Source organism: Ruminococcus sp. 1001136sp1_2201st1_G3_2201SCRN_220225 (assembly GCF_040924365.1).
In the GTDB taxonomy this organism is placed as follows: Bacteria; Bacillota; Clostridia; order Lachnospirales; family Lachnospiraceae; genus Blautia_A; species Blautia_A faecis.
In genome coordinates this window covers 1-15,155 of record NZ_JBCOME010000079.1, presented here as the reverse complement: position 1 = coordinate 15,155, position 15,155 = coordinate 1, and the positions used below count along the sequence as shown (strand labels likewise).

Sequence of the window (15,155 nt, the reverse complement as noted above, 5' to 3'; positions counted from 1 at the left end):
CGTTGCGCCGGCGAGTGAGTAATACACATTGTCCAAATGCGTCCGCATTGAAGAACTTTTAATCAACTAAATAGCAAAAAATCACAGCCCCGCCAAAAACGGGGCTGTCTTTCTATACACTTTAGATCAACTTCTTCACCATCTCCACAATCTCTTCCTTCGTCACCCTGCTGCTGTTAATACACAGATCATACTGCAGCATATCCAGCCAGTTAGTATCCGTAAAATACTCATAATAAGCCCGGCGTTCCTTATCCGTACGTTTCACCAGCTTCCTTACACTCTTTTCCTCCCGGCCGGTACGTGCAATCACCGTCTTCACACGGTCCTCAAACGGAGCATAGATAAACAGACTCAGATGCTTATCTTTATTATCCTGTAAGATATAATTGCCACATCGCCCAACGATCACGCAATTCTCTTTTTCGGCTGCCTCCAAAATGATCTTCTTCTGCAGATCGTAAAGCACATCATTCATGGGAACAAAATGGTATTCCGGATTCATCTGCAGCTCGTAATCCACCGGATACAGCCACTGGCTGGCTTTTCTCTCATCTACTCTGGCAAACTCATCAAAAGGAATATTCTTCTCCCTGCTGGCCATTTCGATCAGCTCCTTATCATAGAACTTAAATCCCAGTTCCTCCGCAAGAGCCTTTCCAATAATACGTCCATTACTTCCAAACATACGATTGATTGTTATAACACGGTTACTCATAAACGGCGCCTCCTTTTGTGGTGGATTTGTAAATAATTTTGTTATAAAATAGTTTATGAAAACTATTTTCTGTTCTTTTTCGCATTATAACATAATTGTATGAAAATATCTATATAATTTGCATAAAATCAAAACAAAAAAATATTCTGAATATGTCATTTCGCTGGAAATTTGAACCCTTTCTTGTTATACTAAAAGTAGCAATACGATTGCTGTTCACTGAATGTACAGATTGTAGAAAGCCTTTTTCAAACACGCTCTGGAAAAGCGTATTTGGAAAACGATGAGCAGTGATACAATATGAGAAAGGAATTGAACATGCTCAAAATAAAAAATTATGTGAAAGCAGAATCTCTGGAACAGGCTTATGAGCTGAACCAGAAGCGGACTGCCTGTGTGCTTGGCGGCATGGTGTGGCTGAAAATGGGTAACCGTGTTGTAACCACAGCCATTGATCTTTCCGGGCTTGGTCTGGATACCATCACAGAAACAGAAAGTGAATTTGTGATTGGCTGTATGACCCCATTGCGGGATCTGGAACTTCATCAGGGACTTCATACATATACGAAAGGTGCCATAAGAGAAAGCCTGCGCCATATTGTAGGCGTACAGTTCCGCAACTGCGCCACTGTAGGCGGAAGTATCTGGGGACGCTTCGGCTTTTCTGATGTACTCACCATGCTTCTGGCACTTGATACAGAGGTGGAACTTTTTAAAGGCGGCAGAGTCTGTCTTTCTGATTTTGTGAAAATGCCAAAAGACAGAGATATTCTGGTACGCATTATCATAAAGAAAACTCCGTTGAAGGTTGCCTATTTAAGCCATCGTAATACCAAGACCGATTTCCCGGTACTGGCATGCTGTATCAGGCTGTCTGAGAATGGCGTGAGAGCGGTTTACGGTGCCCGTCCGGCGAAGGCATTTCTTCTGGAAGACGAAGAAGGTCTCCTTGCAGGCATGGAAACCATGTCTTCGGAAGAGAAGAAGACAGCGGTTCAGAAATTTGCAGACTATGCAGCACGGAAGGTTCCTACCTTTGGAAACATGCGAGGCAGCGCAGAGTACAGAACCCTTCTTGTGAAGGTTCTCACAAGAAGAGCATTAGAAGCAGTGGGAGGTATGACAGATGAAAATTAATTTCTGGCTGAATGGAGCCAAAAAGGAAGCGGAAATCAGTCCTGACACCATGCTTCTGGAGTTTCTTCGAAGCCTTGGCTGCTACAGTGTAAAAAGAGGCTGTGAAACTGCAAACTGCGGTCTTTGCACCGTTTTGGTAAATGACAAGCCAATGCTGTCCTGCAGTGTCCTTGCCGCCCGTATTGACGGCAAAAAGGTCACCACCATGGAGGGACTTCAGGCAGAAGCTGAAGAATTTGGAACTTTTCTTGCCAATGAAGGCGCAGAGCAGTGCGGATTCTGTAATCCGGGATTTATCATGAATGTACTTGCGATGACAAAAGAACTGGAAGATCCAACCGAAGAAGAGATTAAGGAATATCTGGCAGGCAATCTTTGCCGCTGCTCCGGTTTTGTTGGACAGACCAGAAGTATCCTGAAATATCTGGAATATAAGAAAAACGGAAATATCCAGGAGAAGGAGGTGCAGGCATGAGCTATGTAAATAAGTCTTTGCAGAAAAAGGATGCCATGGCTCTGGTGACCGGAAAGCCAGTCTACACAGACGACCTGGCACCAAAGGACTGCCTGATCATCAAGATCTTAAGGAGTCCCTATGCCAATGCCTGGGTGGAAGAGATCAAGACGGACACAGCCATGAAGGTAGAAGGAATGGCCCTGATCCTTACCTGGAAAGATGTTCCAAAGAGACGTTTCGCCTCTGCCGGACAGACCTATCCGGAGTTCAGTCCTTATGACAGAATGATCCTGGATCAGCATCTTCGTTTCGTAGGGGATGCAGTGGCAATTGTGGCAGGAGAAACAGAAGCAGCTGTAGACCTTGCCATGAAGCGCATTAAAGTGAAATACCGCGTGGAAACACCGGTTCTTGATATGCATACAGCTAAGGATAATCCGGTTCTGGTCCACCCGGAAGAGGACTGGGAATCCAAGTTCCCGGTTGGTGCGGACAACAAGCGGAACCTTGCGGCAAAAGGCCATGAGGAAATGGGAGATATTGACAAGGTTTTGTCAGAATGCAAATATACAGTAGATGAAGTTTATCACACAAAGGCTGATCAGCAGTGTATGATGGAGACCTTCCGCACATATTGTACCAAGGATTATTTCGGCAGGCTGAATGTGGTTTCCTCCACACAGGTACCGTTCCACCTTCGCCGAATCCTTGGAAATGCCCTTGGAATCCCATCCTCCAGGATCCGCGTGATCAAGCCTCGTATTGGCGGCGGCTTTGGAGCCAAGCAGACAGAGGTCTGTGAAATTTATCCGGCAATTGTTACCTGGATGACAGGACGTCCATCCAAAATCGTTTACAGCCGTTATGAATCTTTAATCTGCGCTTCTCCCCGTCATGAGATGGAAGTACACGTAAAAGTTGGTGCAGATGAGAACGGAATCGTAAGAGGAATTAAAGTAGAGGCGCTTTCCAATGCTGGTGCATACGGAGATCACAGTCCTACAACCATCGGACTTACAGGTCATAAGGCAATTGCCCTGTACCGGAATTTGGAAGCCTATGCTTTTGACTATGAGGTTGTTTACACCAACGTGCAGGCATCCGGTGCATATCGTGGATATGGTGCCACACAGGGAATTTATGCAGTGGAATCCGCTGTTAATGAGCTGGCCCATAAGATGAATATGGATCCTGCAAGGATCCGTGAGTTGAATATGCCAATTGAAGGCGAGCCAATGTATGACTATGATGGAAACCTGACTCATACAGCAAGCTGTACGATGGATCGCTGCCTTGCCCGGGCCAAGGAGATGATCGGCTGGGATGAGAAATATCCATGCCGTGATATGGGAAATGGAAAAGTCCGCGGCGTAGGTCTTGCCATGGCGATGCAGGGCTCCTCTATTGCCAATGTAGACGTGGGAGGCGCAACCCTGAAGCTGAATGAGGACGCATCCTATACACTTTCCCTTGGATGTGCAGATATGGGTACGGGCTGTGATACCATTCTTTCCCAGATGGCAGCCGACTGTCTGGAAACAGAATTTGAGAATATTGTTGCATTTGGTGTGGATACGGATGTTTCTCCATATGACTCCGGTTCTTATGCATCTGCCACTACTTACGCTACAGGCAATGCAGTTATTAACGCCTGCAATGAGCTGAAAAAGAGGATTATCCGGCTGGGTGCTGAAATGCTGGGTGTAAGTCCTGAGGAAGCAGACTTTGATGGAAAGAAAGTCTACGCAAGGGAAAAAGAGGTCAGTCTTCAGGAGATTGCTTATAAGGGAACCTGCGGAAATACTCTGGAAATGCAGGTGACTGCCTCCTATTCTTCCCAAATTTCTCCGCCGCCTTATATGGTTGGGGCAGCAGAGGTGGAAGTAGACAAAGAGACAGGAAATATTGACCTGATCGATTATGTGGCAGTTGTAGACTGCGGAACTCCTATTAACCCCAATCTTGCCCGTGTGCAGACAGAGGGCGGTGTTGCCCAGGGAATCGGTATGGCACTTATGGAGAATGTGCAGTATTCCAAAGAAGGTAAGATTCGTGAGAATTCTTTCATGCAGTACAAGATCCCAAGCCGTGAGGATATTGGAAATATCCGGGTTGAGTTTGAAAGCAGCTATGAAAAGAGCGGTCCTTTTGGCGCCAAGTCCATCGGTGAGCTGGTAATTGATACTCCCTGTCCTGCAATTGCAGATGCGGTTTACAATGCTTCCGGTGTCCGGGTAAGAGAGCTGCCGATCACATCGGAGAAGGTTGCCATGGGAATTCTGAAAAAAGAACTGGAGAAATAATATATGGGATTTATTTTTAAGGGGATACTGGCAGTGATCTGGCTGCTGGTGGTTCCCTGCCTGGCAGGGGGATTCTATTTCCGCAGGGAAAAAAGAACCTGCGGTGAATATCTTCTGGCCGGTTATACACTGCTGTTTGCCATTACAGAGCTGCTTTCCCTTACCATGATTTTTACAAAGCAGCCACTTCATCTGCTGACCGTTACATATGGAGCGGTGGCAGGTGTGCTGGCATTTCTAGGTGTCTGGAGTCTTTATAAGAAGAGGCAGAAGGAAACCGGTGAAGGCGCTGGCACATATTGCGGCAGAAGGATAGAAGCGACTGGAATTTCCCCGGAGCTTGTGGTGGCAGGAATTCTGATTCTGTTCCAGCTTGTCGTTGTGGTGCTTTATGCCCATATGGATGAAGATGATGCTTTTTATGTAGGAACAGCCACTACCGCGGTGGAAACCGATTCTCTTTATGCATATAACCCCTACACCGGAGCCGCTTACAATGTATTGCCAAGCCGTTACATTCTTTCTCCGTTTCCTGCATTTCTTGCTGTGACCAGCCGGTTATGCGGAGGACTTCATCCAGCCATTGTGGCACATACTGTTTTTCCGGCGGTATTTGTTTTTCTGGCATATGTGGTGCTTTTTCAGTACAGCCGCATATTCTTCAAGGGAAAGGCTGGAGAACAGGGGATTTTTATGATCCTTTGTGCCGTGATCCTGTGGTTTTGCGGATATTCGGTATACAATTCGGAAATTTTTACAATGGGCAGGATCTGGCAGGGAAAAGCTGTGCTGGCAGGGGTATTTTTACCATTTTTATTTCTGCTCTGTATGGAGATTTTTATGCAGGAAAAACCGGAATATCCATGGAGCCTGGCTTTTCTGGCAAATGGAGCCTGCTGTCTGTTTTCCTCAATGGGAATCATGCTTGCCCCTCTTCTGATGGGAGTATTTGCTCTGCTTAGTCTGGTGAAATTCAGAGACGGAAGAAGATTCTTAAAGAGTGTAGTCTGCTGTCTGCCATCCCTGATACTTGGCGTGGTATACATTCTGGTATTTTAGGAGGTGGAGAGATGAAACGAGCACTTTTGGCTTCACTGGATGCCTGGCAGAAATACTGGGGGAACGGATTTTATGTCTATTTACTGCTGGCTGCATGTTTGTATTTCCTGGTATTCGGAAGAAAAAAAGAACGATCCAGAATTTTATCCGGCTATATTGTAGTTTTTCTTGCTGTGTTTTTCTGTCCGGTGACTGCTTATATTATACAGAAATGTATAGGACGGTCGGTTTACTGGAGAGTATTATGGATTCTTCCGGCAGTGCCGCTTATAGCTTATGCAGGAACCTGCCTGATAAAAAAGGTGGGAGCTTCCAGACCACGGCAGTACATACTTCTGATTTTTATTGCGGCAGTGCTGGCTTTTTGCGGAACTGGCCTGAATAAAGATGGTTTTTACAAAAAGGTTCAGAATGTACAGAAGATTCCTGATGAGGTAGTAAGCATCTGCAATCTGATCAATGAGCAGAAGGAAGAAAATGAAGAGATTTACCTGGCAACGGATGACAAAATAGCTTCCTATGTGAGAGTTTATGATCCGTCTATCAAAATGCCTTACGGAAGAGGCGGTAAAGGAGCCTCTGGAAAAAAAGCTGCAAGATGGCTCCATAAACAGCTTGTGGCAGAAGTACCGGTGATCAAAAAGGTAGTAAAAAATGCAAAAAGACTGAAATGCAATTACCTGGTTTTCCCTGTTCCAAGCAAAAAGAAGCAGCTGTATATGGAAACAAAAGGGTTCTTACTGATCGGTCAGGTAAATGAGTACGGTATTTTCAAATATTGTGAATAAAAGGGTTGCATTTACAGGAAAAAGCTGATACATTTAGTTTGTGAATAAACTGAATATGGGAAGTTATGATAGAGGCGCAGGCTTCATCAGTAATTTCAGCTGCAGAGACTGGTTGTGTGCAGAGTATGGGCATACGCAGATACAGGCTCTGGGTCGTATGGCAGACTGGCTGGAATGAAAGGGGAGACTGCCGAAGGATTTTTTTCTCAGCCAGGAGAGAAGTTCTGGGCTGACGCAGAATATGCGGCAGACTGTCACTGTTGTGGAGCGCTATCTAAGGTATAGATCCTGTGAAGAATAAATGCCATGAATGTGTCCCCATAATGGGAGTGCATTCATGGCTTTTTGCGTTAAAGAAGAGGAGGCTTTTAAGAAAACGCTCTGACCGGTTTGTGACTGGTCATCTGGTATTCAGGAAAAAAGAGGGAGGAAATCGATAATGAAGTACAATTGTAAAAAGTTGTCTGTTCTTTTTGCAGCTGTTATGATGTTTGTCCTGGCATGTCCGGTGACTATTCTGGCAGCGGCAGAAGAGGAGGCTGGCACACCTGCTGTGTACGCTACTTTCTGGTCATTGATACCGCCAGTTGTGGCAATCGTTCTGGCATTGATCACAAAAGAGGTTTACAGTTCCTTGTTTCTTGGAATTTTAGTTGGAGCACTTCTGTACTCTGGCGGTAATTTTGAGGGAACGGTTAACCATATTTTTTCAGGCGGAATGATCAGTGTGTTATCATCCGGCAGTAACGTAGGTATTCTGGTGTTCTTGGTAATTCTTGGAACTATGGTCTGCCTGATGAACCGGGCTGGAGGCTCAGCCGCTTTTGGACGCTGGGCAGGCAAACACATCAAGACAAGAGTTGGGGCAGAGCTGGCAACCATTTTGCTTGGAGTGCTGATTTTTATTGATGATTATTTCAACTGTCTGACGGTAGGCAGTGTTATGAGACCAATCACAGATCAGCACAATGTATCACGCGCGAAGCTGGCATACCTGATCGATGCCACAGCTGCGCCGGTATGTATCATTGCACCAATCTCATCCTGGGCAGCTGCTGTCAGCGGTTTTGTTCCGGGAGAGGATGGAATGTCCGTGTTTGTAAGAGCTATTCCCTATAACTATTATGCACTTCTTACGATTGTAATGATGGTATCCATGGTTTTGATGAAAGAAGAGTTTGGTGCTATGGGTGTGCATGAGTCCAATGCGTTAAAAGGGGATCTGTTTACCACAGCAGCCCGTCCTTATGCTTCTGGCGAAGGTGATGGACCGGTGAATCCAAGAGGAAAGGTTATGGATCTTCTGATCCCTATCATCTCTTTGGTTATCTGCTGTGTAATCGGTATGATCTATACTGGAGGATTTTTCAGCGGTACAGATTTTGTAACTGCTTTTTCCCAGAGTGATGCTTCTGTCGGACTGGTGCTTGGAAGCTTTTTCGGTCTGGTGATTACCATTCTTCTTTATATGGTGCGCAGAGTGCTGTCCTTCCGCGATTGTATGGCATGCATTCCGGAGGGCTTTAAGTCCATGGTACCGGCAATCTTGATCCTCACTTTTGCATGGACCTTAAAGAGTATGACGGACAGTCTGGGAGCTGCTGAGTTTGTTGCGGAAATGGTGAAGTCTTCTGCAGAAGGACTGGTAAATATGCTTCCGGCTATTATATTCCTGGTAGCCTGCTTCCTGGCATTTGCTACTGGTACTTCATGGGGAACCTTCGGTATTCTGATCCCGATTGTGGTTCATGTATTTGAAAACACACCGGGAGACCTGATGATCATTTCCATCTCTGCCTGTATGGCTGGTGCTGTTTGCGGTGACCATTGTTCTCCGATTTCGGATACGACGATTATGGCCTCCGCGGGAGCTCAGTGTGATCATGTAAATCATGTGTCAACCCAGCTGCCTTATGCCATTGTGGCAGCAGTGGTATCCTTTGTAACTTACATTTTCGCCGGCTTTATCCAGAGCCCACTGTGCCTGATCATCGGTGTAGCACTGATGATGGGAGCTATGTGTGTTGTGAAAATGAAGTTTTCAGATCTGAAAACGGAATAAAGAGGTTTTTCTTATTGGAAAAATAAGAAAAGAATGTGGAAGCCGGGATGGATTTTCCTGTGTAATGCCTGCGGCAGTGTAAAAGAATTTACAGTGTCTGCAGAGTATTGACGGGGAAATTGTCCTGGCTTTTTTGCATGCTTCTATTTTCTTTATTGGCTGCTTAATATTCGCTTTGGAGCGTGTGTGGAGAAGGTTTTTTGCAAGATGTGCATTACACTTTGCGGGAAAGCTTTTTTAAATGTGTTCTGGAGCTTCCGGAGCTTTGGGTAAGGTTTGCCTTGCATATGCCCGGGAAAAACTATATAATGGAAAAATGGACGAAAAAATCAGAATCAACAAATACTTAAGCGAAGCGGGATTCTGTTCAAGACGTGAGGCTGACAGCCTGATCCAGAACGGACGGGTGACTGTGGAAGGTCATAAGGCAGAACCGGGAGAAAGGATTACAGCAGATACAGTTGTATTTGTGGATGGCAAGCCTGTGAAAAAAGTGGAAGAAAAAGTCCTCCTTTTATTTCACAAGCCCCGAGGTGTGGTGTGCAGCACAAAAAAACAGCGCCAGGAGACCACAGTTACAGAGTATCTGAATTATCCGGTTCGAATTTATCCCATAGGACGTCTTGATAAGGAATCCGAAGGGCTTTTGCTTTTAACAAACCAGGGAGACCTGGTAAATAAGATTATGCGTGCGGGAAACTACCATGAGAAAGAATATCTGGTGACTGTGAATAAACCAGTTGATGGTGAGTTTGTGAAAAAAATGTCATCTGGAATTCCTATTCTGGATACCATTACCCGCCCGTGTTTTGTGGAAAAAACAGGGAGAAATTCTTTTCGGATCATTCTCACCCAGGGATTGAACCGGCAGATCCGCCGAATGTGTGAATATCTGGGATATCAGGTGCTTAGTCTGAAGCGCGTACGAATCATGGAGCTGACAATAGATGGTCTGAAAGAAGGCGGGTACAGAGAAGCCACCCGGGAGGAGTGGAAGAAGCTGGAACGTGGAATTGCAGATTCCTCTCAGCTTCCCGCAGCCAGAAGGCAGGACAGTGCGCCTGTATTTTCCAGGAAACAGGGAAGAGACAGCATTTCCTTTTCTTCAATTCCAGAAGAAAAAGGGCAAAATAAGCGAGCTGCTTCCCACACTATTTCAGAAAAACAGCAGTCTGTCTCACAGAGAAAATCTGCTAGTAGCAATTATAACAGTAAAACAGGAGGACATCATGGAAAATTCTCTACAGCGAATGAAAGAACTGGTAGAAAAGCTGGATCAGGCCGCGAAAGCATATTACCAGGAAGACAGGGAAATCATGAGCAATCAGGAGTACGACAGCCTGTACGACCAGCTGGAGCAGCTGGAAAAAGAAACCGGCACTGTACTCACAAATAGTCCTACTGTCCGTGTAGGATACGAGGCAGTCAATGAACTTCCGAAGGAAGAACATCCAAGCCCCATGCTATCCCTTGATAAGACAAAAGACAGGGAAGTGCTCCGTGGATTTATAGGGAATCACAAATGCCTTTTATCCTGGAAGCTGGACGGTCTGACCATTGTTCTTACTTATGAGAACGGTGAGCTTGTGAAAGCAGTAACAAGGGGGAATGGAATTGTTGGTGAGGTTATTACCAACAATGCCAGGGTGTTTAAGAATATCCCTCTTCGCATCCCTTATAAAGGTCAGCTGGTGCTTCGGGGTGAGGCGATTATCACTTATTCTGAGTTCGAGCGGATCAACGAGACTATAGGCGATGCAGATGCCAAATATAAGAACCCGCGGAATCTTTGCAGTGGTTCCGTGCGTCAGCTGAATAACGAGATCACGGCGAAACGAAATGTGCGTTTTTATGCCTTTGCTCTGGTAAGTGCCCAGAATGTGGATTTTTCCAATTCCAGGGAGCAGCAGTTTATCTGGTTGAAGAAACAGGGCTTTGAGGTGGTGGAGTATAAGGTGGTTACCTCTGTAAGCCTGGATGAAGCCATGGATTATTTTTCCAAGACAATTGTAAACAACGATTTTCCATCAGACGGACTGGTTGTGACCTACGATGACATCGCCTATGGGGAGTCTCTGGGAAGTACTGCGAAATTTCCACGAAATTCCTTTGCTTTTAAATGGGCGGATGAAATGCGGGAAACCAGGCTGTTGGATATGGAATGGAGTCCGTCCAGAACCGGACTGATTAATCCGGTTGCAATTTTTGAACCAGTGGAGCTGGAAGGTACTACAGTAAGCCGCGCCAGCGTGCATAATATCAGCATTGTGAAGGAACTGCAGCTTGGAATTGGAGATACCATTAAGGTGTACAAAGCCAATATGATCATTCCCCAGATTGCAGAGAATCTTACAAGAAGCAGCAATCTGGTAATTCCGGATAAATGTCCGGTTTGTGGTCAGGAGGCGCGTATCCGCAAGGAAAACGATGTGGAGACATTATACTGCATGAATCCGGACTGTGTTGCCAAGAAGATTAAGTCCTTCAGCCTTTTTACCAGCCGTGATGCCATGAATATTGACGGACTTTCAGAGGCAACTCTGGAGAAGTTTATTGCAATGGGATTTATTCATAATTTTGGTGATATTTTTGAAATTGGAAAATATAAAGATCAGATTGTAGAAATGGAAGGATTTGGTCAGAAGTCTTTTGATAATCTGATGGCGAGTCTGGAGAAAGCGAAAGAGACCACTCTTGCCAAGGTGATCTACAGTCTTGGGATCACCGGTATCGGTCTTGCAAATGCCAAGGTGATCTGTAAATATTTTGATGATGATATAGAGAAAATCCGCCATGCGGATGAAGAAGAGATCAGCTCGATCGAGGGAATCGGTCCGGTAATTGCCGGAAGTCTGGCAGATTATTTTAAGAACGCAGAGAACAATCGGAAGCTGGATCATCTGCTCAGTCATCTTCATCTGGTTCATGAGGAGACTTCAGCAGAACAGGTTTTTGCAGGGAAAACCTTTGTTATTACAGGAAGTGTGGAGCATTTTTCCAACCGTTCTGAGGCAAAGGAATTTATCGAAGCCCGCGGCGGTAAGGTGACCGGCTCTGTGACAAAGAAAACAGACTATCTGATCAATAATGATAAAACCTCGGCTTCTTCCAAGAACAAGAAGGCACAGGAACTGGGAATCCCGATTTTGTCGGAGGAGGATTTCCTGGAGCTGGCGGGGGTTTAAAAGAAAATTTGGGTAATCTGTACGTTGTACTTTGCGGTATATTTTGCAGAATGCCTTTTGGTAATCTGTGTTTTTTGCTTACTTCGTTCACAGCAATCCCCTTTGCGATGCATAAAAATCATGCAATCCCATGATCTCGCGACGAGGTTTTCGGGTTTTCTGTGAACTTTGTTTATAAAAAACACCTCGCGGAACGTTACCAGTGAACAGTAACTTTTTCATAACTTGCTTGTGCCTTGAGCGAAGCGAAAGGAATGACAAAAAGTATGTATAATAGTAGGAGGAAATTGCAATGCCAATTAAAATACAAAGTGATCTCCCGGTAAAGGAGATTCTGGAAAAAGAAAACCTGTTTGTTATGGACGAGAACCGTGCTATGCACCAGGATATCCGTCCGATTTATATTCTGATCTTAAATTTAATGCCACTGAAAGAGGAAACCGAGCTTCAGCTTCTTCGCTCCCTTTCCAATACTCCTCTGCAGGTTGACGTAAGCTTTATGGCAGTGGAGTCCCATCAGGCGAAAAACACTTCCAGGAGTCATCTGAACAAATTTTATCAGACTTTTTCTGAACTGAAAGATAAGAAGTTTGATGGAATGATTATTACAGGAGCACCGGTAGAGCAGATGGAGTTTGAAGAGGTTGATTACTGGGAGGAAGTTACCCAGATCATGGACTGGTCAGAGACCCATGTGACATCTACCATTTTCCTGTGCTGGGCTGCTCAGGCTGCGCTTTACCATTTCTATGGACTGAAGAAACGTAAGCTGGATAAGAAAATGTTTGGCCTTTTCTGGCACAAGGTAATGAACCGCAAAATTCCGCTGGTCAGAGGGTTCGATGATGTATTTCTGGCACCTCATTCCCGACATACAGAAGTTCCTATTGAAGATGTACATGCCTGCAAAGACCTTACTGTCCTTGCAGAATCCGACGAAGCAGGCCTTTTCCTTGCCATGGCAGAAGACGGCCGCAAGATTTTTGTAATGGGTCACCCGGAATACGACCGTGTCACTCTGGACGGCGAGTACAAACGCGATCTTGGCAAAGGTCTCCCCATTGAAATGCCAGAAAACTACTACCGCGACAACAACCCCGAAAACGGTCCGCTTCTGCTGTGGAGAGCCCATGCCAACAACCTGTATACCAATTGGCTGAATTATTACGTCTACCAGAGCACCCCATACGACCTGTACGGAACACCTGATTTTTCCAGTATTTCCAGGGGTTAAGAGAGTTGCGCATTTCACGTAAATTATTATAATTTCACGCTATTTATTACGAAAATGGAGTAAAAATGGAGTACTAGAGGTGTGAAAATGGGGTATCAAAATAAGAATGTAAAAGGTGTGTAAATGAATATTTTTTATAAATTTTGATGAATAAAAATACATGAATAAGTCCATGGGTTATTTGATAACTTATGGGCTTATTTTAGTGTTTGGGACAATTTTTAGCCCAGATATTATTGGGCTTTGTTTTTAGAAAAAGAGAAGATGCATTATTGGTGCGATTGTATTTCAATGTGGTTCTTATTTCAAATCAAAAAAATCTTAAAAAAATCGCATTTTTTTTCCATTTTTTTACACATTTCGACAAGTAATTCCATTATTTATAATAGGAGAGTATAGTACCACTCCATAAAATTAGAAACGGAGGAATCAAAAATGTGGCATTTTTGGCTTTTTTTCTGGATCCTGCTGGCAGTGGTAATTATACTCATGTATTGCTGCCTTGTTAGAGCTGGAAAAATGGACGACGAAATGGAGAAGGCGTTTAGAAAATTAAATGAAAAGAGAAAGGATGAGACAGAGCTGTGGCAAGGGGAAGATCAGGAGTAATTTCAAAGGAATATAAGGGGGAAGAAAATACTGCCTATCATGACGTTATTAAATTATTCAAAATTTATCGGGCTGTAAACTGGCAGATGCAAATTAAAATTAATCAGGTTAAACGTCGATTCCATATGGAGTATGGTACAGACGTGGATGAATTCTTAGAAAGCATTTATCAAGCGGGAATGGACGTGGAAAGAGATTTGGCATCTGAGAAAGAGCGTGTAGAGGCCATCAACCGATCAAACCAATATTTGCGTTTAATTGATGAAGCCGTTGATCTTATGCGAAGGTACCATCCGCAGGGGGAGCGGTATTATTGGGTACTTTATTACAGTTATTTATCGTCAACAAAACCAGAGAACATTGATGAAATCCTGGACAAGCTGGAACCACATTTTCCGCAATATGCAAGAGTTCACAGGACTACATATTTTCGTTGGCGTGAACAGGCTTTTGAAGCTGTAAGAAGCATATTATGGGGCTATGAGGGAGAAAGTGAACGTGTACTGAAGCTGGTTTGTGAAGATTACGTAGAAAAATAATTATTTCCAAAATCCTATTGACACAGATTTTCCAAAATCTCTATAGTGAAATTGCAAGGACGCAAAAAAGGCGTATAGCAATACTATATTTGGATTTTGAAAGGAGAAATACATATGATTATTTCAGTGGATACCGGTAACAAACACATGAAAACAGAGAACTGTGAGTTCAATTCCGGGGTGGAAATTTTGGATACACTGCCAGGAGATATGGAAGAGGTGATTGAGTACGAGGGGAAATATTATGTGACAACCAACAGACGAATTTCGTATATGGAAGATAAAATTGCTGACGAACGATATTTCATTTTGACGTTATTTGCTATTGCAAAAGAGTTATCTTATCGAGAAAAAAACGAAGGCTTACTTTCACAAAATTTACAGGAGATTGAGCTTCTGGTAGGACTGCCGCCTGCGCATTATGGGAAACAGCGGAAAAAATTCAGGGAGTATTTTTATCGGAATGGTGAAGTGATTGAATTTGCCTATAAAGGAATTCCATACCGAATTGTTTTTAAAGAGGTAAAAGTCTACATACAGGCATATGCAGCTTATTGTCTTCTGGCGGTGAAGAAACAGTTATCGGTAGTACCGAAGGTCTTACTGATTGATATTGGTGGGTTTACCGTCGATTACATGGTTTTAAGGTTCGGACAGCTTGAAATGGAGTATGTCGATTCTTTAGAAAACGGCATAATCCGGTTGTATAACACTATAAAAGCTGCGATACGACAAAAATACAGTATTCTTTTAGATGAAGAGGACATTGATAATATCATTCTGGAAAGAGGCGGTGTCTATAAAACAGAACTAAAAGAACGTGTACGTGAGATTGCAATTGGTTACGTGACAGAATTGCTTGGCAGGTTTCGTGAGCTTGGAATTGACTTTAATACCACGCAGACCATATTTCTTGGTGGTGGCTCTATCTTAATGGCAGAATTTATTCAAATTGTATGGAAACGATATGGTGGGGAATACAGCGTTATTGGTGCTAGAATATAAATAGTACAAGCCAAAATGAGAAATTCCAAATACACATAAGCATGATACAATAGAGACAT

12 protein-coding genes, 1 pseudogene and 1 riboswitch are annotated in these 15,155 nt (G+C 44.0%); of the genes and pseudogenes, 12 read left to right on the top strand and 1 reads right to left on the bottom strand.

Annotation, left to right across the window (positions count from 1 at the left end; genetic code table 11):
* Window positions 1-121: 121 nt before the first annotated feature.
* Complete coding sequence (locus AB5642_RS18270) at window positions 122-718, bottom strand: AAA family ATPase (protein ID WP_173719024.1); 597 nt, start codon at window positions 716-718, stop codon at window positions 122-124.
* A gap of 318 nt (window positions 719-1,036) precedes the next feature.
* Here AB5642_RS18270 and AB5642_RS18265 point away from each other — a divergent pair, with 318 nt between their 5' ends.
* From AB5642_RS18265 to AB5642_RS18210, 12 genes and pseudogenes are all read left to right on the top strand, one after another.
* Window positions 1,037-1,855, top strand: coding sequence for a xanthine dehydrogenase family protein subunit M (locus AB5642_RS18265; protein WP_173719042.1), 819 nt, complete (start codon window positions 1,037-1,039; stop codon window positions 1,853-1,855).
* Window positions 1,845-2,330, top strand: coding sequence for a (2Fe-2S)-binding protein (locus tag AB5642_RS18260; protein ID WP_173719023.1), 486 nt, complete (start codon window positions 1,845-1,847; stop codon window positions 2,328-2,330). Before AB5642_RS18265 ends, AB5642_RS18260 begins: the two co-directional genes overlap by 11 nt.
* Window positions 2,327-4,615 (top strand): xanthine dehydrogenase family protein molybdopterin-binding subunit, encoded by a 2,289-nt coding sequence (locus AB5642_RS18255; RefSeq protein WP_173719022.1) that lies wholly within the window; start codon window positions 2,327-2,329, stop codon window positions 4,613-4,615. Before AB5642_RS18260 ends, AB5642_RS18255 begins: the two co-directional genes overlap by 4 nt.
* Before the next feature lie 3 nt (window positions 4,616-4,618).
* Window positions 4,619-5,674 carry a DUF6077 domain-containing protein gene (locus AB5642_RS18250; RefSeq protein ID WP_173719021.1) on the top strand — a complete coding sequence of 352 codons (1,056 nt, stop codon included), beginning with the start codon at window positions 4,619-4,621 and terminating at the stop codon, window positions 5,672-5,674.
* Window positions 5,675-5,685: 11 nt separating this feature from the next.
* A complete protein-coding gene (locus AB5642_RS18245; RefSeq protein ID WP_173719020.1) occupies window positions 5,686-6,462 on the top strand; it encodes a hypothetical protein in 777 nt (258 codons plus the stop codon).
* Window positions 6,463-6,523: 61 nt separating this feature from the next.
* A riboswitch (Lysine riboswitch) is annotated at window positions 6,524-6,743 on the top strand.
* A gap of 158 nt (window positions 6,744-6,901) precedes the next feature.
* A complete protein-coding gene (locus AB5642_RS18240; protein ID WP_173719019.1) occupies window positions 6,902-8,524 on the top strand; it encodes a Na+/H+ antiporter NhaC family protein in 1,623 nt (540 codons plus the stop codon).
* 241 nt (window positions 8,525-8,765) lie between these two features.
* Window positions 8,766-9,494 (top strand): annotated as a pseudogene (locus AB5642_RS18235) (pseudouridine synthase); the annotation flags it as partial.
* A 259-nt stretch (window positions 9,495-9,753) separates the two neighbouring features.
* Window positions 9,754-11,709 (top strand): NAD-dependent DNA ligase LigA, encoded by a 1,956-nt coding sequence (gene ligA / locus AB5642_RS18230; protein WP_148462279.1) that lies wholly within the window; start codon window positions 9,754-9,756, stop codon window positions 11,707-11,709.
* 292 nt (window positions 11,710-12,001) lie between these two features.
* Window positions 12,002-12,943, top strand: a complete 942-nt coding sequence (gene metA, locus AB5642_RS18225) for a homoserine O-succinyltransferase (protein ID WP_173716862.1) — start codon at window positions 12,002-12,004, stop codon at window positions 12,941-12,943.
* Window positions 12,944-13,378: 435 nt separating this feature from the next.
* Window positions 13,379-13,552, top strand: coding sequence for a hypothetical protein (locus AB5642_RS18220; protein ID WP_173719018.1), 174 nt, complete (start codon window positions 13,379-13,381; stop codon window positions 13,550-13,552).
* Window positions 13,528-14,091, top strand: coding sequence for a hypothetical protein (locus AB5642_RS18215; RefSeq protein ID WP_173719017.1), 564 nt, complete (start codon window positions 13,528-13,530; stop codon window positions 14,089-14,091). Before AB5642_RS18220 ends, AB5642_RS18215 begins: the two co-directional genes overlap by 25 nt.
* 114 nt (window positions 14,092-14,205) lie before the next feature.
* Window positions 14,206-15,096 (top strand): ParM/StbA family protein, encoded by an 891-nt coding sequence (locus tag AB5642_RS18210; protein ID WP_173719016.1) that lies wholly within the window; start codon window positions 14,206-14,208, stop codon window positions 15,094-15,096.
* Window positions 15,097-15,155 lie beyond the last annotated feature (59 nt).

Bases quoted from the DNA above. Each gene is read 5' to 3' on its own strand.
- AB5642_RS18270 (WP_173719024.1), bottom strand. From the start codon at position 718: ATGAGTAACCGTGTTATAACAATCAATCGTATGTTTGGAAGTAATGGA.
- AB5642_RS18265 (WP_173719042.1), top strand. From the start codon at position 1,037: ATGCTCAAAATAAAAAATTATGTGAAAGCAGAATCTCTGGAACAGGCT.
- AB5642_RS18260 (WP_173719023.1), top strand. From the start codon at position 1,845: ATGAAAATTAATTTCTGGCTGAATGGAGCCAAAAAGGAAGCGGAAATC.
- AB5642_RS18255 (WP_173719022.1), top strand. From the start codon at position 2,327: ATGAGCTATGTAAATAAGTCTTTGCAGAAAAAGGATGCCATGGCTCTG.
- AB5642_RS18250 (WP_173719021.1), top strand. From the start codon at position 4,619: ATGGGATTTATTTTTAAGGGGATACTGGCAGTGATCTGGCTGCTGGTG.
- AB5642_RS18245 (WP_173719020.1), top strand. From the start codon at position 5,686: ATGAAACGAGCACTTTTGGCTTCACTGGATGCCTGGCAGAAATACTGG.
- AB5642_RS18240 (WP_173719019.1), top strand. From the start codon at position 6,902: ATGAAGTACAATTGTAAAAAGTTGTCTGTTCTTTTTGCAGCTGTTATG.
- ligA (WP_148462279.1), top strand. From the start codon at position 9,754: ATGGAAAATTCTCTACAGCGAATGAAAGAACTGGTAGAAAAGCTGGAT.
- metA (WP_173716862.1), top strand. From the start codon at position 12,002: ATGCCAATTAAAATACAAAGTGATCTCCCGGTAAAGGAGATTCTGGAA.
- AB5642_RS18220 (WP_173719018.1), top strand. From the start codon at position 13,379: ATGTGGCATTTTTGGCTTTTTTTCTGGATCCTGCTGGCAGTGGTAATT.
- AB5642_RS18210 (WP_173719016.1), top strand. From the start codon at position 14,206: ATGATTATTTCAGTGGATACCGGTAACAAACACATGAAAACAGAGAAC.